The following is a 26,173-nucleotide window of genomic DNA, read 5'->3' as shown; positions in this document are numbered from 1 at the left end:
CTATATAATCACCCGCAAATTTTTTAACCGACTGGATTTTATTTAATTCAACTTTCTTTGGGAATAAAGATGTTTTATAAATAGTGCCGTTCTCAATCTTCAAGTATTGGTTAACATATTCAAAAGCATAAAGGGAATTGTATCCCAGTGGCAGCACTATCCAGATCCAAAATGTCCAATTGTCGCTATCTCCATACAAAATATTTATAATCAGTAAAATAGACCAAATACAGATCATTATGAGGTGAAATCTGGAGCGGCTTTTTTTATATTTAATTTTCATTAGAATCTGGCGCTATGTGATACAACATATTTTTTCTATAACTATTTGCCAACTTATATATAAAGCACTGGTACATTTATATAAATTATATTACGAAACTAGCGGATTTCCTATTATGAAAAAAATAATTGTAGCCACAAGGGGGTTAATTTCGGTGGCTTTGGTTAATTTACTTCCGAAAAAATACCTGTAAAAGATCTTACTTGGTGCCACTTTCCAGTAATTGCACGACTAAGAAGGGACCCTGCACCTAAAGACTTGCTCGTTTTATTATTCCGCCTCTTTGCTGATTCCCACACCACTTTGGCCACACTTTTCAGCTGAATATTTTTTCCCGAAGGTTCCTTTAATAAAAAAGTTTATGGTCACCACTTTTTGTATTAAGCTCTCAGATCTAAAGAAATATGGTCAGATAGAGTTGTCTAAGGTCTTTTATTGCCTTTAAGAACTTACTTTTATAATGATTTTTTTTTGTGATGTGGAACAAACTTCATTATAAATATACCGGTATATTTATATTATAGATTTATTGAATTTCTTCATCAACCTTCATAGAAAAATCATGATAGTATAATTTTTTAAAAATTATACATAAGCCTTTCTAATTCGTCGAAGGGATACTTATGCCTGCATTTTACATACCTGGTATGTAAGGCATACACTTCCTACTATTTCCCTTCTTAGTTTAGCTTCAGAATTCTACTAACAAAAGCGCTTTTGTTCATTTTCTAACTTAAAAATTTCTAAAATGAATGATCTAAAGATTTTAGAGCAATTGGACCGTATTGAAAAAATAGTTCGTGCTCACAAGACGGTACTTACCTTTGACGAGGCCTGTGATTATACTGGGATTTCCAGGAGTTATATGTATAAGCTTACGGCCAGGGGTGAAATTCCTTTTTCTAAACCAAAAGGCAAATTAATCTTTTTCTCCAGGGAAAAACTGGATAAATGGCTGCTCGATAATAGTCATTCTTCTAAAGAGGAGATCAGGCAGCAGGCAGTGGAGTATGCTTATCGTAAAAAAAGGTTTTAAGGATATTGGTTATGAAAAAGGAAGAACTTAAACTCTACCAGGTTTCTGACCAGAAGAAGCAAACAATCTACGATTATGTGGATGATTATGTTTCTGCGAAATATGATATCCGGTTTAATGAAATAGCCCAGGAGTTTCAGATTGCTATTAAAGGGAAGCGAACCTGGGAGGATTTTGAAGTGAATTCTCTGCTAATAGAACTGGCCAAATCCAATATTGAGGTGACCCCGGGAAAACTGGATATTTATTTACGGTCTAACCTCATTGAAAGGTTTAATCCTATCACGGAGTATTTTGATCGGCTACCGAAATGGGTGGGAGGGGACCATATCAGAAAACTGGCTTCTTATCTTCCCACCCGGGATTCTGAAGAATTCCTGTACCATTTTCGTAAATGGCTGGTACGAACAGTGAAGGGTGCCCTTGAGGCTAATTACTTTAATAAGCAATGCCTGGTGCTGGTTCATTCAGATCAGAATTCCGGAAAGTCTACCTGGTGCCGGTTTTTATGTCCACCGGCTTTGTCCAGGTATTTCGCGGAGGATATGACTACAGATAAAGATGCCAGAATTCAGCTTACCAGAAATTTCCTTATCAATCTTGATGAGTTATCGGTACTGGCAAGGAAAGAATTAAATGCACTTAAGGCTTATTTTTCCAAAACGATCATCAATGAACGCTTGCCTTATGACCGCAAAAATTCAAACCTTCGAAGGACCTGCAGTTTTATAGGATCTACCAATAGGGCAAGTTTCTTAAGCGATGAAACCGGCTCGGTCAGGTGGTTATGTTTTGAACTGCTGGGGACAATCGATTTTAGGTATAGTAAGGAGGTGGATATAGATAAGGTATGGGCCCAGGCTTATTACCTGGCTTACGTGGATCCAAATTTTGATCCTGAGCTGACTTACCAGGATATTCTTAGAAACGAGGAACGCAATAAACGCTATCGGGAACCTACCCTGGAGGAAGAATTACTTGCCAAGTTTTATGAAACCAGTGAAGATCAGAATTTTTTTATGACGGCTTCTGATTTCATTACTCAACTAAGCTGTATAAATCCACGGCTTAATGTAATAAATATGGGGAGGGCACTGAAGTCCAGAGGTTTTGAGAGGATCAAGCATCCTGTAAAAGGGGTTTACGGCTACCTGGCAAAACCTCTTTTTAAGAATAGCCCCTGGGAAATTAATTAATTAATACTGAAATCTACTTACCAGCCTACCTAAAGCTTCTTTAAGCTCAGGTATTTTAGGGCCTTCGGGCTGGTAAGATCATTTAAAGGCATCTTACCCAACTTACCCTTAAAGTTTGCCCGGGTAACATGGTAAGATCGGAAAATCGAATCTAAATCTTTCTTAGGCCTTTTAGAAAGGGGGTTGGGTAAGATGGTAACTTAAAAATGAAAAAATGAACTTAAATGAATTAAGCTGGGAAAAAGCCCGTAATATTTGCATCGTAAAAACGCTTGCAAAATTAGGGCACTTTCCCAGCAAAACAACGGAAAAAGAAGCCTGGTTTCTGAGTCCCCTTCGGTCAGAAACACATGCCTCTTTCAGCGTTTCTTTAAGAAAGAACCTGTGGTATGATTTCGGAATGGGAAAAGGAGGGAATGTGATTGACCTTGTTATGCTGCTAAAGTCTTATTCCAACAGGGAGGCTTTGGAATTTTTGGAAGCCGGTACAATTACTTCTTTTCATCCACCTGTAAAGAAGCCGGTAGTAAAACAAGGGATCGAGGTGCTAAGGGTGGAAGCTTTAAAACACCGGGCATTGATAGGGTACCTGGAGTCCCGCAAGATTCCTATTGAAGTTGCCAGGGTCTATTGCGTTCAGGTCTGGTACCAGTATAAAGACCGGCAGTTCTATGCTATCGGACTTCGCAATAACAGGGGCGGCTGGGAACTTCGCAATAAATACTTTAAAAACTCCAGTAGTCCCAAGACCTATTCCTTTATTCAAAATGATTCGAGACAGTTAATTGTAACGGAGGGGATGTTTGATTTTCTATCCCTGGCTACTATAGAGGAAACATTAGTGAATTCTTCGGATGCCATCGTTTTGAATTCCCTGGCTTTTGTGGACCGTATTAAAGGCTTACTTCTGAAATATGAGCGGGTGTTCCTCTACCTGGATAATGATGCTGCCGGTAAAAAAGCGACTGCTTTACTTGTTAACCTTTATGAGCATATCACGGATTGCAGTGATTCCTATAAGGGGTATGCAGATCTCAACGAAAAACTGAAGGCTGAAGGAAGTTTTAGAAGAGCAGAGAAGTAGAAAATTGATGCGTTGGCAAAAAGTAGATGCCTATCGGAATTTTCAGTTGAAAAGGCAAAGCAAGATGTGTCATTGTCATGACAATCTTGCTTTGCGCCCGGTGGTTGCAAAGATTTTAAAAGGTAAAAAATGAAAAGGGAATACATCCAGGTGCGTTGTTCGATCTATGAGAAAAAGCTACTCCAGAGAAGAGCGGCCAGGGCAGGGATTTCCCTTTCAGAGTATATCCGTGCTACTGCCTTTGATAAGAATATTGTGGAACGGCTCACTGCTGAACAATTGCAGACCTACCAGATGCTGGTACAGTACAAGAACAACTTTAGCCGTATCGGAAATATGTTTCGAAAGCGGGATCCGAGGCTGGCCAGGGAGGTGCAAGACCTTGCCAGGGAAATCAGGGAACATTTAAAAAACTTTAAAAAATGATAGGAAAAGGACATGCTATTTCCAGGACCAGGGCTTCTATATCCTATGGCTGGAACCAGGAAAAGGAAGCTGAAATTGTACTCCGAGAACATGTGGCCGGGGATACTCCCTCGGAGATAGCCGAAGAGTTTAGGATTATCCAGTCGCAAAATGAGCGTTGTACCAATAATACCTTAAGCTTTATCGTCAGCCCGAACATCGAGGACGGGAAGGATCTCAGTAAAATGGATCTGGAAGAGGTCGCTAAAAAGTTTTTAAAGGAGATGAACCTGCAGGACCACCAATCTATTGGCTTTGTTCACCGGGATAAGGCGCATACGCACATCCATATCTATACCAACAGGATCGGCTTTGATGGTAAGACTTACAATGATCGGTTTATCGGGAAACGAAGCCAGATAGCGGCGGATAATGTTGCCAGGGAATTAGGCTTTAAAAGAGTTCGGGAAGTGCAGCAGGAAAAGCTTCAGGAGTTAAAGGGCCTGCGACAGGAGATCAAAAATATACATGACCGGGTGCTTCAGTCAAGGCCGAAATCCCTGGATGAGTATATAAGCAAAATGAAGGGCCAGAAGGTGGAGGTGATCCCCAGCATTAATAAAGCGAACCAACTGCAGGGCTTCCGGATGGAATACAAAGGAGTGAACCTTAAGGCCAGTGAAGTCCACCGGTCGATGAGTGGTAACCGGTTAATCCCTGTTATCTCTCATAACCAGGGTTTTAAAAAGCTAACGCAGGCACCAAAGGAGCTTCAGATCTTAAACAAGACCGTGCAGCTAAGTGGTAACCTGTCTACCAAAATAACCAAGGAACTTTTAAAAGGAGCAGTTAAGATTATAAGAGATACCGGTATAGGTATGGGATATTAAAATTTTAAGTTATGAAAAAACTAGATGAGATTATGGAACTGATGGCCGATGAGATGGCTGATTTTAAAACTGCGGTGCTGGAACTACAAAAGCTTTCGAAGCAATTGATAACTATGAGTATTCCCATTAGCACCGATGCTTTGGAACATAATCTAAGCATATTCCTTAAAAAGCAGGAAACAGAAAAGGAAATAACAGATGAGATACTGAAGGAGATAGACCGGAAATTAAAACGTGCCAGGATCATCCCCAATTACCTGCTGATCCTTTTTGGGATACTTGGAATTCTTAGTCTAGGCTTGGTGGGGTATTTTGGCTATACCGCTAATGAAAAACTGGAGGAAAGCTTTTCGGTTTACGGGGCGATGATGGAAATGAAATCTCAAAATACTCACTACGAAGATTATTTTGCTGCACACCCGGAAAGCCACGAGGCATACTGCAAGTGGCTAGAGGGTGGATACCAGGGTTTGTAATGACAAATGGCTTTGGCATAAAATCCTGGAATTTGCGGCAAATGCCCGGAAACCCTGGTGTAATCCTTAGAATTTGTGGCAAAAAATTAGTAAAAAATAAAAGCAATTTTTTAGATCAGTGGATACTGAGTGGATACTCCAGTAAATGTGCTCAAAGGCTCTTATAACAGGTTGAAATTTACTGGTTTTGTAGAAAGGAAGTAGATGATGGCCCCATTAATGCATCATTACACAACCTGAATTAACAATAAGTGTAACAATATCCTGGGTTTTAGGACTGATTAAGAAATTAAAGCCCTCATGACATTTTTCCAATGGTTCTTACTTTTTCTAGTAATACAAATAATTCATTTCTTAGGTACATATAAACTTTATCGAAAAGCTGGAAGGCATTCCTGGGAAGCCACTATTCCTATATATAATGCTATAGTATTGATGAAAATTATCAACCGGCCCTGGTGGTGGACAATATTATTTTTTATACCGGTGGTAAATCTTATTATGTTCCCGGTTATTTGGGTGGAGACGGTTAGGAGTTTTGGAAAACATTCAGTACTAGACACGTGGTTGGCTATTTTGACCTTTGGGTTTTATATTTATTATCTCAATTATTTCCTGAATGTCTCTTATATAAAAGATAGAAGTCTTAAACCAAGAACTTCTGTTGGTGAGTGGGTCAGCTCAATTTTGTTCGCAATTATTGCCGCCACGATTGTTCATACTTATTTTATACAACCTTATACGATACCATCATCATCTTTAGAAAAAACCTTATTAGTAGGTGATTTTTTATTGGTTAGTAAGATCAATTACGGGGCAAGAATACCTATGACCACTATTGCTGCCCCAATGGTTCATGATACTATTCCAGGTTTAGGTAAATCATATCTGTTTAATGATGAGAAGGAGGAAAAGAATTCATCATGGATGAATAAATTTCAATTTCCTTACCTAAGATTTCCTGGCCTGGAAAAAATCAAAAGAAATGATTTAGTGGTTTTCAACCAACCAGCAGATACGCTCTTAGATATGAATGATTTTTCCCCAGATCGTAACTACTATAAGCCTGTGGATAAAAAAACCAATTTGGTAAAAAGGGCCGTTGGTATTCCCGGGGACAGCTTGGAAATCAAAGCAGGGTATATTTATATTAATGGAAACCGAACCGTTTTACCGGACCGGGCAAAGCCTCAATATAATTTTTTTGTAAACACTCAGGGTCAGGCAATAGATCAAAGATTACTGAAAGAAAGATATGGAGCTCGTGATGGGCTCAAATATCCAAATGGTAATTTTGCCCTGAATCAAAATGGAGGTTATATACTGACACTTACTGATTCAGAAGCAGATTTAATCAGAAAACATCCCGTAGTAAAAGATGTTAAAAAATCTTTGAGTAATCCAGGGGAAGCTCAAAGCGTTTTTCCATACATAGACTCTCTGTCATGGAATCTCGACAATTATGGACCTATTTATATTCCTAAGAAGGGTGCGATCGTAAACCTAGATCGCAAAACTTTACCGTTTTATAAACGGGTTATCACCGAATATGAGGGCAATCAGTTAGAAGTAAAAAACAATAAAATATTTATAAATGGTTTACAAACGGATAAGTACACCTTTAAACAGGATTATTACTGGATGATGGGGGATAATCGTCAGAATTCACTGGATGCTCGGAAATGGGGATTTGTACCATTTGATCACGTGGTTGGTAAACCAGTTTTTATATGGTTAAGTATAAATCAGGATGGGGAAGGATTTGACAAAATCAGATGGGATAGAATGTTCACTACAGTAGGAGGAGAAGGGAAACCTAATTCTTATCTTTTACCATTTATTTTGATCTTACTTTTAATTTTTGGATTTGGGAAATACCATAAACAGAAAAGAAAATAAATACTGTTTTGTTATTTAAAAGGTCAAATGTTGATATTTCAGGAGGGATTTTTGATGACAAATATTTCATTTGCACCTGGGTCATATCCATACCTTCAGTACTTGTTTGTGATCGTTTAGAGTATTAGAATTCTTCAGATCGCTGGTAGACCAGATTGCCCTTTCGCTTTTTTACTTTTACTCAGCTCGCGGAAAATTAAAATAATCGGCAGGATTGGGATTAAGTGCTGTAACGGGTTTAAATATCATCGGGAGGGTAGTGGAAAGAATCATCCAAAATTGTAACTGAATTCAATTAAGTTTATGCTACCGCACTTGCTATTAAAGGTACTTCGTAAGGAAAGGCAAAATTCTGGTGGTCGGTGCCAGTTAACCAGGACTGGTGATCCTGTTTTTTCAGTACTACCGGCATTCTTTTTTTATTGTTATGGATTTCAGCCATGAGTTCATTGGCTTCTGTTGTTACAATAGAATAAGAGTTAACGGATTTGTTGGTTTCAGGGTTAATCCAGGTGGAGTAGATGCCTGCAAAAGCAAAAATTTCCTGGTCAGTAGGGGTAATTAAGTACTTCTGTTTTTCTTTCCCTTTTGCATCTTTCCACTGCCATTCGTAATAGCCGTCTGCAATAATTAAACAACGCTTTTTTACTGAATTCCTAAAGGCAGGTTTTTCTGCAATGGTTTCAATTTTAGCATTCAAGGTCATTTTTTTGATGGTATCATCCTTGGCCCAGAATGGAATAAGCCCCCAATTGAACATCTGGATCTCGCCCTGGTTTTCATCTGAAATTACTGGAGTTTTTGAGAACGTAAAAGCGTTTATTTCTAAATGGGGTTTATAGGAATCCGGTTCAATAAACCTTGCGTCCAGGCTGCGTTCAATTTCACTAAGCTTGGAATTTAATTTGGTACGGTAGCACATGGCTTTATTATTTGGTGTTTCTAATTTACTAAAAGATTTCTATTTTCCTTTGTTTAGGATAAAATACAGTTATGCTATAAATAAAAATTTTTCTAAAGAATCTGAATTATCCAAACGGAGCTAGTTGCTAAGAATTATTTTATGGTAAATAGCACCGTACTGGATATATTAAAGCAAGGTAATAATCCATTTAGTTAAATTACACCCTTGGGAAGTAGTGAAATCAAGCTTTTTGCTTTTAAGCAGACAAAGTTGAGCTAACACTCCTCAACCTTCACACCTAGAAGGCTAATTGACTTAAGTTGTATATGCTGCGTGCATTTAGTGAGTGTAATTAGGGACCTCACCTTTCGGGTTTACAAGCACCCTCATCTTTGAATTTAATCCACTATTAGTTCAATACCGGCTTTCTCGGTCTTATATTTTATTTTGGTCATCAGTTCATAATAATCCCAGTTCATTTTAATCTTTTGGGGAAGGTTGTATATGCTACGTGCATTTAGTGAGTGTCATTAAATACCTCACCTTACGGGTGTACAAGCACCCTCATCATTGAATTTAATCTACTATAAGTTCAATACCGGTTTTCCCGGCCTTGTCTTTGATTTTGGTCATCAGTTCATAATAATTCCAGTTCCTTTTAATCTTTAGGGGAGGGTTGTATATGCTGCGAGCATTTAGTGAGTGTCATTAAATACCTCACCTTATGGGTGTACAAGCACCCTCCTAGTTCGATTTAACCTACTATAAGTTCAATACCGGCTTTCTTGGCCTTGTATTTTATTTTGGTCGTCAGTTCATAATAATTCCAATTCCTTAAAAGAAATCCGTCTTCTTCTTTGGCGATTCCTATTTTATCTTCCTGGTTTAACAAAATGAGGGTCCCCGCTTGGTGTTTAATACAAAAATCAATGAGCTTTCGGCTGTATACATGCAAGCGGTTACTTACATAGTTTTTTTCCAGTTCGTAGAATTTATCCACTGCTTTTGTTTTGCGTTTACGGCCTTTTCCGGGTCTGCAATAGGTGGCCCCGCTTTGTGCCCTTTTTTGAGAAGCCTGTATGGCTAGCCTTCTATATAGGAATTCCTCCCTATTGCCAATACTAAGTGTTGCTTTTCCGGATTTCACTGTAATAGGATATTCAAGAGATAAAGAAGCTTCTGCAATTACTTCCGGTTTGAGGCTATGCTTTTCTTTCTCAAATTCAAAGGTGGCTAACAAATAAATTTTTTGTCTTTTCAGTTGAATTTTAGAAGTACATAGCTTGATTTTGCCGGCTATTACCTGTTCCAGCAAGCTTCGTTTATCAGTATAATCCTTCCCTAAATATGTTTTAAGGGGAATGGAAAACAAACGAAAACAAAATGCTTTTTTTTCTTCTTCATAAGATAAACCATGAATACCTACGGGTCCAAAAGGAAAAGCGATATTCCTTTTGAAATTTGCCAGAGAGCGTTCTCCTCTAATATATTCCGGCAAGTTGTTACGAAAGTTATTGATGATATTATTGTTCAGGTTGTTTAAAATGTTGGTGGGAATTTCCCCTTTAAACCGATCGGATACCACCCGGTAGGTAGTACTGATCCGGTGCCGATCCAAGATGCCGTCTTCAGCTTTTTTATCATCCGCCAGCTTATATCTTACTCCTTCCGATAAATAAAGGAATTCTTTGATCATTTCCTGCACGTACAGATGTGAAACAATGAGATTGGCTGCTTTAAAGCTTCTGTTCTGCCAGCGGTACAGCGTATCATAAACCTCCGTTTTTTCTTCCTTGGTAGGGGCATCCACCTGCAGCTGGATCTTCCGGGTGAGTTTTATCGTATCTTTTCCCATGACTAAGCTGATTGTTGTTGTTCGTGTTTGAGTTGCAATAGTTTATAGGCAGCCATAAATTCCTTGTGCACTTCCTTTTGGGCAAGGTTCAGTTCTTTAGCGATGGCAGCAAAGGAATATTGCTTTTCCGTACGCAGCTGTAACACCTTTTCCTGTTTCCGGGTCATAGTACCCTGGATCTTTACCGCTAGCATCGGTTGTGGTTTAGCTTCAAGGGACCTCCCATTATTAATGATATTCTTAATATCTTCAATGGCGCTTTTTACCTCGGTACTGGTTTTGGTGATGCTGGTTCCCATCGCTTCGGCGATGGCTTTATACTGAAAACCGTATTTTAAACAGAGTTCAATCAGGAGCTTTCTTTTACCGCTAAGCAAGGGAAGAACACTCTGAATCCGGTCGAAAGCTTTTTGATCCGCTTCCTGCTCCAGTAGATGCTTATCTTCTTCCTCCGGGTCATAACCGTGCATATATTCCTGATAATTTTCGTATAATTCTAACCTGTCGGTGATCTTGTGAAACTTATTTTTAGGTCGGCAATAATAATAGGTACAATCTCTTTTCATTACATAACGAAGGAAAAAGTAAATATGCTCGGGAGTTTCTATCCGGTCTCTTTTTTCCCATAATATGAGGAAAGCATCCTGAAGGATGTTTTCTATGACAAATTCATCCTTAATTGTTCTCTTGCCCAGCCAAAAGAGGCTTCGGTTATACCTGGCATAGATCAATTTCAAAGCATCGGGATGTCCTTGTTGTAATAATTCGAAAATACGCTGTAACATAAGCAGTCGTTATTAAGCCGGAGGTAAATGCCACCAGAATTAAACTGAATTTAGCTTTAGCGAATTCTTATAAGATATAAAGAGAAGATAGCTTTGAAAACAGTTGATAAGAAGGCCTGTTTCCTACAAACAAAAAAGGCGTGGAGACTCAACTTATCAATCTGAGGTACTGGTATACCGTGCAACGATAAGAGAGCCCACGCCCGGGTCGTGAGCATCCTTGCTTATCATCTCGTTGCAAAAAATTACCAGTTTTCAGATTGAGATTCAAAGCGAAATGCTTCTAATATTTTTACTTAAAGAAGTTTCGCAAATATATTAATATGAAGTAAATATAAAATAAAAATTCATGTAATGCAAATGCATTACAATAAAAAATATAGATTTAACCAAATTGCCTTATGGCAAAATTGAGGGAAGAAGACGAAATACTGAAACAAAAAATTAAACTAAGACTTCTTGGACTAAGAGAAAAACAAGGGGATTCTAAAAGTGGTATTTCAAAAAATATAGATGTTGATCGGCAAAATTTTCAACCCTGGGAAAATATTAAATCAAAGCGCGGGATAACCATTTATTCCCTAAATAGGATATGTAAAGCGCTTGGAATTACTTTAAAAGAATTCTTTGACGATGAATTGTTTAGATAATTTTTAAAACGTTTAAAATTGATTTTATTCGTTTAATTTGCCTAGCCTAAAATATCCTTCTGTATAGTTTTTCGTAATTTCCTTTTATCTTAATTTTTTATATTTAGCGAAAATGGATTCATCTCGGAATTTTTTGTTTAAAAAAAGATAACTTGGATAAAAGGCTCTTTCAATGAAGCTGACCCCTCGTACACATTATACGGAACCCTCTTTAGGCTATTTTTTCTAAGGTTAGATAATGAAGATATTAAAGCTTTTTTATAACTTTCTCCCTTAAATCTATTCAAGGAAAAGCAAATACTAATTGGTCTAAAATAGTACTTCGATTATGCGATCATTTACATAAAGGGGAGGACATTATGAATAGGTTCATTAATTTCAAACATCGTATCAACCCCCAAAGAAGATCACTAAGAAAAGGCGGTTTAAGTAAGGAGTAACATTAATTTTTTATATAATTGCAGTATCTTTCAAAGTGACCATATTTGACCGAAATAGATGGCATCACTCCCAAATAGCCATATGGAAAATAAAATTGAAGATGCTGATTTTATGGGTGGTATTACTGGACTATTAAGGATTATGTAAAGAAGGATTATCAATTTTTGAGTATAAAATTTTAGAAAAGACCCAAAGAGATAGATTTTTAAAAGAATTAAAATTTAATAAATTGAATCGGACATTTGAAATTTTCGGAAAATATAGGTTATACATTAGAAAGGGAGTTTCAAAAAATAAAGCTATATAGTTATGGATGAAGACCAAGTACGTAGTGATTTGGCTAAAGTATTATCTGAAGAGCCTAATAATTATTCTAAAATATTAGAGCTTTCGTCCAAACTAGCAAGTTTTGATCAAGACAACGTACGATTTAGTGTAGATGCAGGAGTAATCGACAGATTAGGAACAGAATTAGTGGCTAGACAAGAAACAGCTGTTTCTGAATTAGTAAAAAACTCATATGATGCTGATGCAAAAAAAGTGATACTAAAATTTGAAAATTCTGATGCTATAGGGGGAACATTATTTATTGACGATAATGGGTTAGGAATGACCAAAGATCAGCTAATTAATGGTTTTATGAGAATATCTTCTACAGATAAACTACGTAACCCAGTATCTGAAAGGTATAAACGAAAGCGAGCTGGTCAAAAAGGTATCGGAAGATTTGCTGTTCAAAGATTAGGAGAAAAATTAACTATAACAACTCAAACGCTTCGCAATAATTACGCATTAGTATTAACTATAGATTGGTCACACTACAAAGGAGATATAGATCTAGTAAATATTACTAATAAAATAATTTCCGTTCCAAAAAGAAAAGAGGAGGGAACTACTCTAAAAATAGAAGGTTTAAAAGATAGATGGACACAAGCAGCTATAAAACGTATCTACAAGTATGTAAGTGCGATAATTCAACCCTTTCCATTATCTGAAGAAAAAGTTGATGAGAATAAAGAACAGGATGAAATTTTAGACCCTGGATTTAAAACTATTTTTAAAAAATTAGAAGGGGAAAAGTCAATTTTAATTGCCGATGAATCTAAAATGATTTATGATCATGCCATTGCAGAAATCGAAGGTTGGATAGATGATAATGGATTAGGTATTTATTCCGTAATCAGTAAAAAACTTGATATTGAGGTGATGGGAGAAATAGGTAGTGATCCAGATGATATGACAGTACCTTTTACTCAGCTAAAAAAAGTCCGTTTTAAAGCTTATTATTTTGTTTATAACGCAGGATTAATTCCAAAAATGCATGAAACAACTATAAAAAAATCAGCGAGAACCTCTGGTGGAATAAGATTATATAGGAATGGCTTTAGAGTTCTACCATATGGTGAACCGGGTAACGATTGGCTCAAACTAGATCAATCGGTAACTAGAAGATCTATTCTTCCGGTGCATGGAAATAATAATTTTTTTGGATTTGTAGAATTAACAGATAAAGAGGGAGAGTTTAATGAGACCTCAAGTAGAGAAGGTCTAATGGAAAATGAAGCATTAATTCAACTACAGAATTTTGTTTATAGAACTTTAATGCAGGGTGTTATTATTACAGCAGAAGCTCGAAATATTAAAATTGTCTCTGGACAACAAAAAGAGGGTAAACTCTATGAAAAAATAGAAGTAAGGATCAAAGATATAGCACATACTCTTGAATCTTTAGACATTGAGTTGGAAAAAGAGGAAGGTAATATTCAAATAAAAAATAGAAGAAAAAAAAGATTAAATAAGCTCAAAAAGGATATTAAAGAAGTTGCTGAACTACAAAAAGAAGAAACCAGTAAAATGCTCAAGGAAAAATCTATGCTTCGCGTATTAAGTAGTGTAGGAATCACCATAGGGCAATTTATACATGAAGTGAGGGATTATGTAATTAATATGGAATCTGATGTAAAATTTCTTCTGGAAAAACTACGTTCCGACACAGTATTAACTGAAAGACTTTTGATCTTAGAGAGAAACATAATAACTTTTAAAAGTTACACCTCATACTTCGACAACGTAATATCCCAGAATGTGGTTCGAGAAATAAAGCCTATTGAAATCCAAAATAGAGCTGAATACTTCTGGAAATCAATTCATAATGATGCTTTAAAAAGTAATATAAAGTTCAGTTTACCGGTAAGAAATGGATCTTACTTATACACTAGACCTATGCATCCATCGGAATGGTCTTCCATTTTATTTAACTTATATACCAATTCGAAAAAAGCAATTAAAAGAACGGAAAAACCGGGTGAAATAATGATTGAATGCGGGTTAGAGAATAACCAAATCTTTCTAGAATTTTCAGATAGTGGAGATGGGATTTCCGAAGAAATTGAGGAAAAAATATTTGATGAATTTTTCACTACTACTTCACCAAATACTCTGGATGATATCGATTCTAGCAATGAAATAACAGGAACCGGGTTAGGCTTAAAAATAGTAAAAGATATTGTTTCTAGTTATAGAGGAAGTATAGGGGTAGTATCTCCTAAAGAAGGATTTAACACCTGCATAAGAATAGAAATACCGAAAGCAACAGAAAAGGAATTAGACGATTATGGCATATAAAGTATTGTATATAGATGACTTAGAAACAGAAAGCCGACTCAGAGACATCGGAAACTTAGGTTATGAGGTTAAGCTTTACAATCCAACTTCAGACTTAACCGATTTATTTGATGAACTGGAACCAGATACTAGAGCTTGTGTATTAGATTATAGATTGACTAAAGGAATAAATAATGCGTGCTTTGATGCTCCGACTATAGCTCAAACTCTCCGAACTAAACATAAAAATGATTTGAAAGATTTTCCTTTGGTTTTAATGTCGAATGAGACCATTAAAGTAAAAGAGTATGACAAAGATTTAACAAGTCAGGATTTATTTGATTTTGTTTTAACTAAAGAGGAGTTTTCAAGTAATAAGAAAAAATTTAAGAAAAAACTAGATGCTTTTATTAAATCATATGAAACCATTGTGGAATACAAATTTGATTTAAAAAAAACTATTAAGTTTGATGATAATTATATATTACACTCTAGGATTAAATCTGATGCCGCTGCTATTAGTAAAAACCTATTTACATTAAGCAGTTTTATTTATTATGATATTGTAAGACCAATAGGTATAATGATTGGTGAAGATGTACTTTCTGCAAGACTTGGTGTTTCAAAAAAATCAGGAGATTGGGATAAACTACTAGAAAAAATTAGTTCCTGTATGTATAAAGGTGTTTTTTCAGAATATCTTTCACGTTGGTGGATGGATAAAATTAATAGATGGTGGAATGACGAAATAAGTCCTAAAGTTTCACTGCGGAGTCTAAGTGCTGAAGAAAGAGTCAAGTTAATTAAATCAAAAACTGGTTTAGAAAAATTAATTCCCATAATTAAAACAAAGCATTCCCTTAGTTCAAATTTTTGGACAATTTGTAAATATTCAGGGCAACCAATTGATCCATTTGATGGAATTGAATTACTTAAAGTCTATACACCCTGGCAAGAAAAAGAATACCTATCCATTGATTCAGCATTAAACAAAATGGATGAATATAAATCGCTAGTTAGTGATATTGATAAAAAGGCTATCCGTGAAATAGTAAAAAAGGAAAGAGCCAATGGATAATTGGAGTTTACGACGTTTCAGGCAAGATCTTAGCAAATTTTTAGAACTCATCGAAGGTTACCAAATTGGTGATTTCAATTCGCTACATGTTTTATTAGGGAAATTGGAATCATTGGATACTTTTGAATATGAAGTTAAAGACATAGTATTTCATCTGAGAAAAAGGATTTCGGGAACTATGCCAGAAACTCTCAACAAGTATAAAATCTCACTTGACAATACCATAAACCTTAATAATAAAGATCATCAAATTAATGATAATTTAGAAAATTTTATTTTTGAATTAAATATTGATTCATTTGCAAGTGAGAATGGGAATGATGGAAAGCCATATAAGAATTGTTGGCACTTAGATAAACATATTGATAGTTCTCCACCAAAATATACACACCCTACATATCATTTTCATTTTGGCGGAGAATATATTGAAGGTTTAGATACTGGTGAAATTTCAATATTTTCATTTCCTAGATTGCCGCATCCTCCAATGGATATTTTTTTAGGATTTCATTTTGTTATATCTAATTTTTATAGTTCCAAAGAATATCCCTTTGTCAATGAACTAAAAGAACATGACGATTATAAATCAATAATAAAAAGAGCACAAAAAAGATTATGGACTCCGTATTTTAATGCTTTTGACTCAACAAATAAACATCAGGATTTCACTATTAACAATGTCTTCCCGTTGTATATAAGCTAGTATGAATCAACACATATTAAAACATTTACGTCAATACTCTAGTAATATTAGAGAAATAAATAGGCTTCTAGTTTCTTCATATTTAAAAGTCAATAATTTTCAAAATATTTCCAATGAGATTATTAAGAGTTATATAATAAATCAGGATGAAGAAATTGATGAATTAAATAAGTTCTCAGAACTTTTTAATGATAGACCTTTCACTTTAGAACAGTTAATAGAATTTTTTGAGTTTGTTATTTCTCCCAGTGACAAAATAGTTAATGGCGCGGTTTATACTCCAAAATATATTAGGGATTATATTGTATCGCAGGCGATTGAAGATTACGATGGCTTAGAAGATTTAACCGCGTGCGATATTGCTTGTGGATGTGGTGGCTTTTTGTTTGAATATGCACTAAAAATCAATCAAGAAACCGGTAAAAATTTTATTCAGATTATTGAAGATAACCTTTATGGAATAGATATTACTGCCTATAGTATTGAACGGACTAAAATTTTATTAACCTTATTAGCTCTTTCTCAGGGTGAAGATAAGGAAAGAATAGATTTCAATTTATTCATTGGAGATTCTCTTAATTTTGATTGGTTTGAAAATTCACCTTTAATCGAAGCAAACGGGGGATTTCATTTCGTATTCAGTAATCCACCGTACGTAGGCTCTTCTAATTTAGAGGAAGAGACCAAAACACTAATGAAAAATTGGTCTGTAGCTTCAACTGGCAAACTAGACTTGTATATTCCTTTTTTTCAAATTGGTCTTAAATGGCTCCGACGAAATGGTACTTTAGGATATATTACTGTAAATAACTTCTACAGGAGTTTAAATGGTCGAGCTCTACGCAGTTATTTTTCAGAGAAAAATTTTCACTTTACTTTCGTTGATTTCGGGAGCGAACAAGTATTTAAATCTAGACTAACCTATACTTGTATTTGTCTAATATCTAAACGAAGAGGTTATTTAAATTATACTAGTTCCACACCAGAAAATATTAAGGATTTATCAGAACGCGATTTCCTCAATTTTCAATATACTGATTTAAATGATCTTCACGGATGGCAACTGGACGATGCTAAAACAAAATTGAATTTGGACAGGCTAGAGAATTCCGGAGACAAATTAGGGGATCTAATGAATATTAGAAATGGCTTTGCAACCCTAAGGAATAAAATTTATTTATTTTCTCCCATAAATGAAGATGATGAGTACTATTATTTTGAAAAAGATTCTATAAGTTATAGAGTAGAAAGATTGATTTGTAAAGATGCTATTAAGCCTAATATTTTAAAAAATGAAATTGATCTGGAAACTTACAATGAAAAAATTATTTTTCCTTACACTATAATTGATGAAAATAATAGGGATTTATTTCAAAACTCTCAAAATCGTAGGGTTAAAATTATCCCAGAAAACCATTTTCGAGAGAATTATCCGCATGCTTATAATTACTTAAATGACTACAGGGATGAATTATCAAAAAGAGACAAGGGAAAGAGAGAATATGAAACTTGGTTTGCGTATGGTCGTAGCCAGGCTTTAAATATTAGTGGTTTCAAATTACTTTTTCCTTATATTTCTAATGCGCCCTATTTTGTATATACCAATAATGAAGATTTATTGTTTTACAATGGATACGCTTTGGTTTCCGAAAATGAAGCCGAGTTATTATTTATTAAAAAACTACTTGAAACCGATGTATTCTGGTACTATATTAAGTATGCCAGTAAACCTTATTCTGGTGGATATTTTGCATTAGCTAAGAACTATGTGAAGAATTTCAGTATTCCTGAATTTACTGATAGGGAGAGACAGTATTTTATGAATTTGTGCAGAAAATCAACTATTAATAAATTCTTATTAAAAAAATATAATATTATTGATATTGAATTATGATAATGGTGTAATTGATAAAATACAGATGAAGTTTTAAGGAGTTAATAAGCCCAATATCTGTTTGCTGTTTTATACCATATTAATTATAAAGTGAGTAAGATTTATCTTAAAAAATCAACCTAGTGTAATTTTGTAATAGATATATATTCTGTAAATTCTTAATTTTTCCTAAATTGTACCACGCTTAACACTCCCTACACCCGTTAGGCGAATTAAAATGCTGTAAATCACAGATAAACAAACTCTGGAATTATCACGCCCCATACATGACAAGATACCAACTCAAAAATCTGGAAAATAAACTCTGGAAAGCTGCCGATGACCTTCGGGCAAATTCTAAACTTACTGCATCTGAATATAGCTTTCCGGTTCTGGGAATAATCTTTTTGAGACACGCCTATAACCGTTTTGTGGTGGCTAAGGAGGAGATTGAAAAATCTTTGCCTTCACATCCACAGCGGGGGAAAAGAGCTGTCAGTAAAAACGACTTTCTAAATGCCAAAGCTATTTTCCTTCCTGAAAATGCACAGTGGAAAACTATAGCTAATCTCAAAACAGTTGAGGATCCCGGTGAATTTCTAAATAATGCAATGCGTAGCATTGAGGAAGAATATGAAGTGCTAAACGGAGTCTTGCCCAAAGAATATACGCTTTTCGAAAAAGATCTTTTATTCCGGCTTATTCGCATTTTTAATGATGAGGAGTTGAATAATGTTACCGGAGATGTATTTGGAAGGATATATGAATACTTCCTCAACAAATTTGCAATGACAGGAGCGCAGGAAGGTGGTGAATTTTTTACCCCGCCAAGTCTGGTAAATGCTATTGTAAATATTATTGAACCTAATCACGGCACCGTCTTCGATCCTGCTTGTGGGAGTGCCGGTATGTTTGTACAGTCAGCACACTTTATTGAAGAGGAGTTACTTACTGATGCCTCTAAGAAAGTTACTTTCTACGGACAGGAAAAAGCCGATACCAACACGAAACTGGCTAAAATGAATATGGCGGTTCACGGTTTGGATGCCAATATTCTTCAGGGAAATTCTTTTTATGAAGATCACCATGAACTCGTTGGGCAGTGTGATTTTGTGATGGCGAACCCTCCATTTAATGTTGATGGGGTAGATAAAGGAAAAGATAGCGTAAAGAATGACAGGCGACTTCCTTTTGGTCTACCAAATAATGATAACGCCAATTACCTTTGGATTCAGTATTTCTATAGTTATTTAAATGACAGTGGAAGAGCCGGGTTTGTGATGGCTTCTTCTGCCTCAGATGCCGGGCATTCTGAAAAACTGATTCGCCAGAAGCTGGTGGAAACTGGTGCGGTTGATGTAATGGTTTCTATAGGTACAAAGTTTTTCTATACCAGATCGCTGCCTTGTTCTTTGTGGTTTTTTGATAAAGCCAAAGCCAAAGATGAAATTCGGGCAGACCAAACCCTGATGCTGGATCTTAGGGATGTTTATAGAAAAGTATCTACAAATCTTCACGATTTTACTGAGGAACAACTAAAAAATATTCACGCTCTGGTAGCGATGTATAGGGGTGATAATTCCTATTTTGAAAAGGTTTTAACCGAATATAAAACTACGGCTGAAAATTCACTTACTGAAGCTCAAAACCTGGCTAAGCAAATTGAGAAAGCTGAAAGTATAGAACATGAGTTTAAAACGTTTTCTGCTGAAAACCTAAAAGAGGAAAAAAGACTGATAAATAATGCTGTTAAAGCCTTTGTTAATGACAGTAAAGAGCTGCTGAGATCTGAAGACTATAAAAAGCATAAAGACAAAAAAGAAAGACTCCAAAAGAAAATTGCTGAAGTCGAACGCCTGGTTTCAAAGTTTACAGAAACAGTAAACCAAAGTCTTTATTTTACTAAAGAAACTGCCTGGCTTACACAGCGATTTCCGGAAGGGAAATATGTTGATGTGTCCGGACTTTGTAAAGTAGTAGATAAAGAAGCCATTGCTGATAATGACTATAGCCTTACTGCCGGGAGATATGTTGGAGTAGCCCCTGTGGAGGAAGATGAAGATTTTGACTTTGAAACACGGATGGGAGAAATTAAATTGGAATTACAAGGACTTAATGAAGAAGCTGCTGAGCTTGCAAACCAGATCCAGGCAAACTTTAATGAATTAGGCTTATGAATTGGGAATTAAAAACCTTGGATCAATTAGGTGAACTTAAACGTGGTAAATCACGTCATCGTCCCAGAAATGATAAGAAACTATTGGGAGGAAAATATCCTTTAATCCAAACTGCAGAAATTCAAGCTTCCAATTTGTTTATAAATGATTTTCAAAAAACATATAATGAATTTGGATTAGCTCAAAGTCTTCTTTGGAGTCCGGGAACTCTTTGTATCTCCATAGTTGGAGCAAATACAGCAGAATCCGCAATTCTTAATGTGGAGGCTTGTTTTCCAGACAGTGTAATTGGATTTAATGCTTATAAGGATGTATCTACAAATCTTTTTGTGAAATACCTTCTTGACACAATAAAAGATGAACTAAAAAGAATTTCAGTAGGAGCAGCACGTGAAAATTTGAGTATGGCAAAACTTTTGTCAAAAAAGAGCCTAATACCTGAATATCAGACACAGGTTAAAATAGCTAATATTCTTTCGAACTATGATATTCTTATTGAAACCAACCTTAAACGCATTAAACTCCTGGAAGAAGCAGCACAGCATTTATATAAGGAATGGTTCGTAAATTTCAGGTTTCCCGGAAGTGAAAGCACGCCAATAAAAAAAGAAACTGGTCTGCCGGAAGGGTGGGAGTCGGTAATTTTAGATGATTGTATAAAGATAATTAAAGGGAAGAAACCTAAAGTAGAATTAGATAAGCCGATTCCCGGAAGTGTACCTTATCTTTTAATTGATGTCTTGGAAAGAAGAGCAAATCGATATGCGGAAAATTTTAAATTAAGAATTACTGAAGAGGAGGAGACTCTAATGGTTATGGATGGTTCACGTAGCGGAATTGTCCTAAAGAGTATAGGTGGGGCGATTGGTTCAACTTTGGCGGTTTTGAGAATAACTGATGAAAGAATGGGGAAGCAATTTTGTTATCAATATTTCAAATTAAATGAAAATGATATAATCTCAAAAAATACTGGTGCTGCAATTCCTCACGCTAATAAGAGCTATATCTTAAATATGGAGATAGTTGTTCCTGACGAAAAGATAATAAAGGACTTTGAACATATTGTGAACAAACAAAGTTTTCTAATTCAGAATTTAAATAATCAAATTGATAAGCTTAAAAAAGCTCGCGATCTTTTACTGCCCCGTTTAATGAATAGAACTTTAGAAGTATAAAATATGAACATAACAGAATTTAATAATTTGAAATTAGCCTCCTTAGACGTTGTAGAAATAAGATTTAAGGATGGCAGTACTAGAAAAACATTTCTGCATCAAGGTCACGCTTATATAACCGAAGGAGAAGCGCTTCATACTGCGGTAATATTAACTGTGGGAGCAGAGGAGAATATAGAAAGGATTCATCTTTTCAATGTTGAATCAGTAGAATTAATAGATAGGGTAGAAATTAAGTAGATTAACATGAGTAACAACTACTCCGAAGACGCATTAATTGAGAAAACCAGTATTGATATTTTTAAAAATCAATTAAATTGGCAAATCGCCAATGTGTACCAGGGGGAGAAATTTGGGGAGAACGGTAAAATTGGAAGAGATTCTGCTGCTGAGGTGCTGTTAAAGCATCGTTTTCTTAAAGCGATAAAAGGACTAAATAAAAATCTACCTTCTCAGGCTTATCAGAAAGCCTGGGAGATTTTCAGTGCTAAAGATGCCACTAAAGCCCTGCCGGAAATCAACCGGGAAAAACACGATTTTCTAAAAGATGGTATTCCGGTTACTTATAAAGATGAGAAGGGGGAAATTGTACGCAATAAAAAAATAAAGGTTTTCAATTTCGAGCAACCGGAAGAAAACGATTTTTTGGTGGTACAACAGTTATGGATAGAAGGAAAATCTAAACGGAGAAAAAGACCTGATGTAGTTTGTTTTGTTAATGGAATTCCACTAGTATTTATTGAATTAAAAGCCCATCATCGGAAGATCAGGGTTGCTTATGAAACCAACCTAAGCGATTATAAAGAAACTATTCCGGCAATCTTTTATTATAACGCTTTCATTATCCTTAGTAATGGAATAGAAACAAAAGTAGGCTCTATCACGTCAAGGTTTGAACATTTCAACGACTGGAAGAGAATAAGTGAAGAGGAGGAAGGCGTAATTAGTTTAGACAAAGCTTTAAAAGGAACCTGTGAGAAAAGCAGGCTAATAGATCTTTTCGAGAACTTTATTCTGTTTGATGATTCCCTGGGGAAAATAGCCAAATTGGTAGCAAGAAACCACCAGTTTATTGGAGTAAACAAAGCTATAGATCATTTCAAAGAATTAAATGCTAAAACTAAAGCAGGAAAAATCACTCCTGAGGAATCTAGAAAACTTGGAGTATTCTGGCATACCCAGGGCAGTGGGAAATCCTATTCCATGGTTTTCCTTACCCAAAAGATTCTAAGAACGGTAGGTAGCTATACTTTTGTGCTCATAACCGATAGGGCAGAACTAGATAAGCAGATCTACGGCACTTTTAACGGAGTGGGAGCGGTAACCGATAAAAAATCTAAAGCCAGCAGCGGAGAAAATCTTAAAGCACTGCTGCAAACCGATAAAAAATATATCTTTTCACTGATTCATAAATTCAATTTTGAAGAAGAATTAACCCAGCGAGAAAACATCATTGTAATTTCAGATGAAGCTCATCGAACCCAGGGCGGAAGTCTTGCTTTGAATATGCGAAAGGCTTTACCTAAGGCATCTTTTATGGGCTTTACGGGAACACCACTTTTTAAGAATGATGAACTTACCAAAAGGATATTTGGCGACTATGTTTCTACTTACAACTTTAAACGCTCTATTGAAGATGGTGCAACAGTTCCTTTATACTATGAAAATAGGGGAGAGAAACTAAAGCTGGAAAATCCGAAGATTAATGAAGAGATCAGGAACAAAATTGAAGAGTTTGAGCTGGAGGGTGACCAGCAAGAAAAACTGGAAAAACTTTTTGCCAGGGAATACCCTATACTTACTGCAAATAAACGATTAAGGGCAATTGCCAAGGATGTGGTACAACATTTTAATACCCGGGGCTATAAGGGCAAAGCATTATTTGTTGCTTTAGATAAGATTACAGCGGTAAAGATGTATGACTTCATTTCAGAAGAATGGCAGAATTATATCACCACTGAAGAGAAACGTATCCGGTTAATCCATGACGAGCAAGAACAAATAATAGCCTATAGAAACCGCAATTGGACAAAGGAAACTGAGCTTAGTGTTATTGTAAGTCATGAGCAAAATGAAATAGAGAAATTCAGGGCCTGGGGCTACGATATAGAACCCCATCGATTAAAAATGAATACCAGGGATCTGGAAAAGGAATTTAAGGATGAAAACCATCCTTTTCGTTTAGCGATTGTTTGTGCGATGTGGATCACCGGCTTTGATGTAAAATCCCTTTCCACGCTTTACCTGGATAAACCTTTAAAATCCCATACCCTGATGCAAACCATTGCCAGGGCAAACCGGGTACACGAAGGAAAAAACAACGGCTTAATTGTAGACTATATAGAGACCTATAAAGCGCTTTTAAAAGCTTTGGCTGTATATGGGGACGGCGGAGGCGAAAATGGTGGCAAAGGTCCGGAAGGTGGGATTGACCAACCGGTTAAACCCCTGGAGGAACTGGTAGGGGAACTTGAAGAGACTTTATTGGCAACTGAACTGTTCCTGAAGAATGAATGCGAGTTTAACTTGGAGAAAGTTCTTGAGGCAGATGATAATTTATACCGTATTAAATTTCTGGAAGAAGGATATAATGCGGTTTGTAGATCAGATGAAAGCAGGAATAAATTTGGAGTACTAGCCCGGGAGGTATTTAAGAAATACAAGGCACTAATGCCCGATAATGCGATTTATGAATATAAAGACCGCAGAGATGCCATTAACGGACTTTATTCGCTTATTGATGAAAAAGTTGAAGCTTCAGATATTTCCTATATCGTAAAGGAAGTACAAGATGTAGTAAATGAATCTATAGAAACCTATAACACCGAGCTTAAAAAGATAGAAGGATACGGGGAAACAGTAGATTTAAGCAGTTTGGACTTTAAAAGAATTGAGGAGGAATTTTTGAAGATTAAGGGAAATAAAAATATAGCCGTTCAATCTTTAAAAGACCGGGTAAATAAAAAAATGGAAAAGCTTTTGAATAATAATCCGCTAAGAATAGATTATTATGAGCGGTATCAAAAGATAATTGAGGATTATAATTTGGGGAAAGAATATAAATCCATTAAAGAAATTTTTGATCAGTTAATTAGGCTATTTCGGGATTTAAGTGAAGAAGAAAAAAGGGCAGGAAAGGAAGATCTTACAGAAGATGAGTTAATTGTATTTGATATGCTGAACAAAGGCAAGAAGATTACCGACAAGGAAAAAGCCACAGTAAAATCGGCTGCACAAAAATTATTAGAACGCCTAAAGGCCCATGAATTTACCGTTGATAGTTGGGCTGAAAAAGTCCAGACTTCAGCAGCCGTAAGGAAGGCTATAAATGATTATCTATATGAAAAACTACCATACCCTACTTATGAAGATGGAGATATAGCAGTGAAGACAGAGTTGTTGTATGATTATTTTAAGGGAAGGTATGGAGTAGGTAATTCATATGATTCGTAGTCAAAAAACTAAACTAAATATTAAGTAAACGGTAAATATTAAATAATCAATTATGAAAAGAAATTACCTTATTGTGCTTATTAGCATACTTAGCCTATACTCAATTCAGGCACAAAAAAGAGTCCAGAAATTAGATGAATACACAGCTTCCAATGGAATAACCTATGAAGTTGGAGATGAAATAAAACTCGGCAGGGGTTCTGATACCGACGGGAGATTTGTATATGTTAATATGGCTGGTTGGGGAGCAGCTTTGACGGCTACCAATAATGCAAAATACAACGCAGAACAAAATAGGTTAGGATCTACCAACTCCGGTTTAATAGTAACGGTCAAAAAAATTAAGGAGTATAATAAAAAAAGATTCAAAGGAGTCATTTTTACTGTTGGAGGTGGTAATATAACCAATTACACGCTCGATATTGAAAATGCCATTGCAACCTGCGAAATCGATGACTGCAGCGAAGAAAATGAAACTGCACCAAGTTCAACTGATAAGTATGACCAATTAGCGAAGCTTAAAGAGCTTTTTGATAGTGGGGTTTTGACGGAAGAAGAGTTTGAAAGCGAGAAGAAAAAAATACTTGAGGGGAAATAAATAAATAGTAGCACAACTTCTAAAATAAGTAGAAGGGAGGACAGACGAATATTGAATTAGTAATAATTTTATTATGAAAGCATTTATATCTTACAGCCACGTAGACCAGAGGTTTTTAGACCGCTTACATGTGCATTTAGCTCAACTCCAACGAGAAAATCTGATTTCAACCTGGACAGATAAGGATATTTTGGCAGGAGGAAAATTGGATAATGCAATCTCTGACTCATTATCTAGCAGCAAGCTTTTTATTGCCCTATTGAGCCCTGATTATATTAATTCGAACTATTGTTACGAAAAGGAATTTGAACAGGCTTTGACTATGGAAGAAAGGGATCAACTCATTATTATACCTATAGTGATTGAAGATTGTGATTGGCTAAATACACCTTTTAAAAAATTCAAAGCACTCCCTGAGGATGGAAAAGCCATTGCTAATTGGAGCAGTCCCAATACTGCCTTTTTAAATGTAATTCAGGAAATTAGAAAATTGCTTCAAGGTGATGCCGCTATTAATTTAGCCCCCAATAAGATCGGAGTGATATTTTAAATTTCAATTTATACCTTTGAAATATGAAATACAAGAGATGGAGCTTATCGGAAAAGTT

Annotated in this window: 21 protein-coding genes; 18 read left to right on the top strand and 3 right to left on the bottom strand. The window is 35.7% G+C overall.

The window, feature by feature from the left end:
• The first annotated feature begins 1,031 nt into the window (after window positions 1-1,031).
• The 7 genes from DET49_RS16875 (at window position 1,032) to lepB (ending at window position 7,269) form a co-directional block, all read left to right on the top strand.
• The gene (locus tag DET49_RS16875) at window positions 1,032-1,319 is read left to right on the top strand and encodes a helix-turn-helix domain-containing protein (RefSeq protein ID WP_133549852.1); all 288 of its coding nucleotides are present in this window, start codon (window positions 1,032-1,034) and stop codon (window positions 1,317-1,319) included.
• A gap of 11 nt (window positions 1,320-1,330) precedes the next feature.
• Window positions 1,331-2,515, top strand: coding sequence for a VapE domain-containing protein (locus DET49_RS16870; protein ID WP_133549850.1), 1,185 nt, complete (start codon window positions 1,331-1,333; stop codon window positions 2,513-2,515).
• A 214-nt stretch (window positions 2,516-2,729) separates the two neighbouring features.
• Entirely contained in the window at window positions 2,730-3,599 is an 870-nt protein-coding gene (locus tag DET49_RS16865) for a toprim domain-containing protein (protein ID WP_133549848.1), read from the top strand.
• A gap of 129 nt (window positions 3,600-3,728) precedes the next feature.
• Window positions 3,729-4,025 (top strand): mobilization protein MbpA, encoded by a 297-nt coding sequence (mbpA, locus tag DET49_RS16860; RefSeq protein ID WP_133549846.1) that lies wholly within the window; start codon window positions 3,729-3,731, stop codon window positions 4,023-4,025.
• The gene (locus DET49_RS16855; RefSeq protein WP_133549844.1) at window positions 4,022-4,894 is read left to right on the top strand and encodes a relaxase/mobilization nuclease domain-containing protein; all 873 of its coding nucleotides are present in this window, start codon (window positions 4,022-4,024) and stop codon (window positions 4,892-4,894) included. Before mbpA ends, DET49_RS16855 begins: the two co-directional genes overlap by 4 nt.
• 11 nt (window positions 4,895-4,905) lie before the next feature.
• Complete coding sequence (locus DET49_RS16850; RefSeq protein WP_133549842.1) at window positions 4,906-5,370, top strand: DUF6730 family protein; 465 nt, start codon at window positions 4,906-4,908, stop codon at window positions 5,368-5,370.
• A 300-nt stretch (window positions 5,371-5,670) separates the two neighbouring features.
• A complete protein-coding gene (gene lepB / locus DET49_RS16845; RefSeq protein WP_133549840.1) occupies window positions 5,671-7,269 on the top strand; it encodes a signal peptidase I in 1,599 nt (532 codons plus the stop codon).
• 301 nt (window positions 7,270-7,570) lie between these two features.
• Here lepB and DET49_RS16840 read toward each other — a convergent pair whose 3' ends face one another.
• The 3 genes from DET49_RS16840 to DET49_RS16830 form a co-directional block, all read right to left on the bottom strand.
• Complete coding sequence (locus DET49_RS16840) at window positions 7,571-8,191, bottom strand: SOS response-associated peptidase (RefSeq protein ID WP_133549839.1); 621 nt, start codon at window positions 8,189-8,191, stop codon at window positions 7,571-7,573.
• A 736-nt stretch (window positions 8,192-8,927) separates the two neighbouring features.
• Entirely contained in the window at window positions 8,928-10,028 is a 1,101-nt protein-coding gene (locus tag DET49_RS16835; RefSeq protein WP_133549837.1) for a hypothetical protein, read from the bottom strand.
• A 2-nt stretch (window positions 10,029-10,030) separates the two neighbouring features.
• On the bottom strand, window positions 10,031-10,813 hold the full coding sequence (locus DET49_RS16830; RefSeq protein WP_133549835.1) for an RNA polymerase sigma factor: 783 nt from the start codon (window positions 10,811-10,813) through the stop codon (window positions 10,031-10,033).
• A gap of 401 nt (window positions 10,814-11,214) precedes the next feature.
• Between DET49_RS16830 and DET49_RS16825 the strand changes: the two genes are divergently transcribed.
• The 11 genes from DET49_RS16825 to DET49_RS16775 all read left to right on the top strand — a co-directional run bounded on the left by DET49_RS16825 (window position 11,215) and on the right by DET49_RS16775 (window position 26,115).
• Window positions 11,215-11,463: a helix-turn-helix domain-containing protein gene (locus DET49_RS16825; RefSeq protein ID WP_133549833.1), complete on the top strand. Its 249-nt coding sequence runs from the start codon at window positions 11,215-11,217 to the stop codon at window positions 11,461-11,463.
• A gap of 750 nt (window positions 11,464-12,213) precedes the next feature.
• Window positions 12,214-14,529 (top strand): sensor histidine kinase, encoded by a 2,316-nt coding sequence (locus tag DET49_RS16820; protein ID WP_133549831.1) that lies wholly within the window; start codon window positions 12,214-12,216, stop codon window positions 14,527-14,529.
• Window positions 14,519-15,586 (top strand): hypothetical protein, encoded by a 1,068-nt coding sequence (locus tag DET49_RS16815; RefSeq protein WP_133549829.1) that lies wholly within the window; start codon window positions 14,519-14,521, stop codon window positions 15,584-15,586. The genes DET49_RS16820 and DET49_RS16815 overlap by 11 nt, the downstream gene beginning before the upstream one ends.
• Window positions 15,579-16,289: a hypothetical protein gene (locus DET49_RS16810; RefSeq protein ID WP_133549827.1), complete on the top strand. Its 711-nt coding sequence runs from the start codon at window positions 15,579-15,581 to the stop codon at window positions 16,287-16,289. The genes DET49_RS16815 and DET49_RS16810 overlap by 8 nt, the downstream gene beginning before the upstream one ends.
• Before the next feature lies 1 nt (window position 16,290).
• Window positions 16,291-18,183 carry a class I SAM-dependent DNA methyltransferase gene (locus DET49_RS16805; RefSeq protein ID WP_133549825.1) on the top strand — a complete coding sequence of 631 codons (1,893 nt, stop codon included), beginning with the start codon at window positions 16,291-16,293 and terminating at the stop codon, window positions 18,181-18,183.
• A gap of 266 nt (window positions 18,184-18,449) precedes the next feature.
• The gene (locus tag DET49_RS16800; RefSeq protein WP_133549823.1) at window positions 18,450-20,339 is read left to right on the top strand and encodes a class I SAM-dependent DNA methyltransferase; all 1,890 of its coding nucleotides are present in this window, start codon (window positions 18,450-18,452) and stop codon (window positions 20,337-20,339) included.
• Window positions 20,336-21,514 carry a restriction endonuclease subunit S gene (locus tag DET49_RS16795; RefSeq protein ID WP_133549821.1) on the top strand — a complete coding sequence of 393 codons (1,179 nt, stop codon included), beginning with the start codon at window positions 20,336-20,338 and terminating at the stop codon, window positions 21,512-21,514. The genes DET49_RS16800 and DET49_RS16795 overlap by 4 nt, the downstream gene beginning before the upstream one ends.
• Before the next feature lie 3 nt (window positions 21,515-21,517).
• Window positions 21,518-21,754 (top strand): hypothetical protein, encoded by a 237-nt coding sequence (locus tag DET49_RS16790; protein WP_133549819.1) that lies wholly within the window; start codon window positions 21,518-21,520, stop codon window positions 21,752-21,754.
• A gap of 6 nt (window positions 21,755-21,760) precedes the next feature.
• Window positions 21,761-24,967: a type I restriction endonuclease subunit R gene (locus DET49_RS16785; protein ID WP_133549809.1), complete on the top strand. Its 3,207-nt coding sequence runs from the start codon at window positions 21,761-21,763 to the stop codon at window positions 24,965-24,967.
• Window positions 24,968-25,019: 52 nt separating this feature from the next.
• Window positions 25,020-25,565, top strand: a complete 546-nt coding sequence (locus DET49_RS16780) for an SHOCT domain-containing protein (protein WP_133549807.1) — start codon at window positions 25,020-25,022, stop codon at window positions 25,563-25,565.
• A gap of 73 nt (window positions 25,566-25,638) precedes the next feature.
• A complete protein-coding gene (locus DET49_RS16775; RefSeq protein WP_133549805.1) occupies window positions 25,639-26,115 on the top strand; it encodes a toll/interleukin-1 receptor domain-containing protein in 477 nt (158 codons plus the stop codon).
• Window positions 26,116-26,173: the final 58 nt, after the last annotated feature.

The organism is Salegentibacter sp. 24 (assembly GCF_004362395.1).
Lineage (GTDB): Bacteria > Bacteroidota > Bacteroidia > Flavobacteriales > Flavobacteriaceae > Salegentibacter.
Note: the sequence above shows the minus strand (reverse complement) of the source record. Positions and strands in the feature narration are given on the sequence as shown.

What these genes read in the sequence shown, in the direction of transcription:
- DET49_RS16815 (WP_133549829.1), top strand. Translation starts at nt 14,519, where the DNA reads ATGGCATATAAAGTATTGTATATAGATGACTTAGAAACAGAAAGCCGA.
- DET49_RS16800 (WP_133549823.1), top strand. Translation starts at nt 18,450, where the DNA reads ATGACAAGATACCAACTCAAAAATCTGGAAAATAAACTCTGGAAAGCT.
- lepB (WP_133549840.1), top strand. Translation starts at nt 5,671, where the DNA reads ATGACATTTTTCCAATGGTTCTTACTTTTTCTAGTAATACAAATAATT.
- DET49_RS16840 (WP_133549839.1), bottom strand. Translation starts at nt 8,191, where the DNA reads ATGTGCTACCGTACCAAATTAAATTCCAAGCTTAGTGAAATTGAACGC.
- DET49_RS16870 (WP_133549850.1), top strand. Translation starts at nt 1,331, where the DNA reads ATGAAAAAGGAAGAACTTAAACTCTACCAGGTTTCTGACCAGAAGAAG.
- mbpA (WP_133549846.1), top strand. Translation starts at nt 3,729, where the DNA reads ATGAAAAGGGAATACATCCAGGTGCGTTGTTCGATCTATGAGAAAAAG.
- DET49_RS16820 (WP_133549831.1), top strand. Translation starts at nt 12,214, where the DNA reads ATGGATGAAGACCAAGTACGTAGTGATTTGGCTAAAGTATTATCTGAA.
- DET49_RS16855 (WP_133549844.1), top strand. Translation starts at nt 4,022, where the DNA reads ATGATAGGAAAAGGACATGCTATTTCCAGGACCAGGGCTTCTATATCC.
- DET49_RS16780 (WP_133549807.1), top strand. Translation starts at nt 25,020, where the DNA reads ATGAAAAGAAATTACCTTATTGTGCTTATTAGCATACTTAGCCTATAC.
- DET49_RS16825 (WP_133549833.1), top strand. Translation starts at nt 11,215, where the DNA reads ATGGCAAAATTGAGGGAAGAAGACGAAATACTGAAACAAAAAATTAAA.
- DET49_RS16775 (WP_133549805.1), top strand. Translation starts at nt 25,639, where the DNA reads ATGAAAGCATTTATATCTTACAGCCACGTAGACCAGAGGTTTTTAGAC.
- DET49_RS16830 (WP_133549835.1), bottom strand. Translation starts at nt 10,813, where the DNA reads ATGTTACAGCGTATTTTCGAATTATTACAACAAGGACATCCCGATGCT.
- DET49_RS16810 (WP_133549827.1), top strand. Translation starts at nt 15,579, where the DNA reads ATGGATAATTGGAGTTTACGACGTTTCAGGCAAGATCTTAGCAAATTT.
- DET49_RS16865 (WP_133549848.1), top strand. Translation starts at nt 2,730, where the DNA reads ATGAACTTAAATGAATTAAGCTGGGAAAAAGCCCGTAATATTTGCATC.
- DET49_RS16835 (WP_133549837.1), bottom strand. Translation starts at nt 10,028, where the DNA reads ATGGGAAAAGATACGATAAAACTCACCCGGAAGATCCAGCTGCAGGTG.
- DET49_RS16805 (WP_133549825.1), top strand. Translation starts at nt 16,291, where the DNA reads ATGAATCAACACATATTAAAACATTTACGTCAATACTCTAGTAATATT.
- DET49_RS16875 (WP_133549852.1), top strand. Translation starts at nt 1,032, where the DNA reads ATGAATGATCTAAAGATTTTAGAGCAATTGGACCGTATTGAAAAAATA.
- DET49_RS16850 (WP_133549842.1), top strand. Translation starts at nt 4,906, where the DNA reads ATGAAAAAACTAGATGAGATTATGGAACTGATGGCCGATGAGATGGCT.
- DET49_RS16790 (WP_133549819.1), top strand. Translation starts at nt 21,518, where the DNA reads ATGAACATAACAGAATTTAATAATTTGAAATTAGCCTCCTTAGACGTT.
- DET49_RS16795 (WP_133549821.1), top strand. Translation starts at nt 20,336, where the DNA reads ATGAATTGGGAATTAAAAACCTTGGATCAATTAGGTGAACTTAAACGT.
- DET49_RS16785 (WP_133549809.1), top strand. Translation starts at nt 21,761, where the DNA reads ATGAGTAACAACTACTCCGAAGACGCATTAATTGAGAAAACCAGTATT.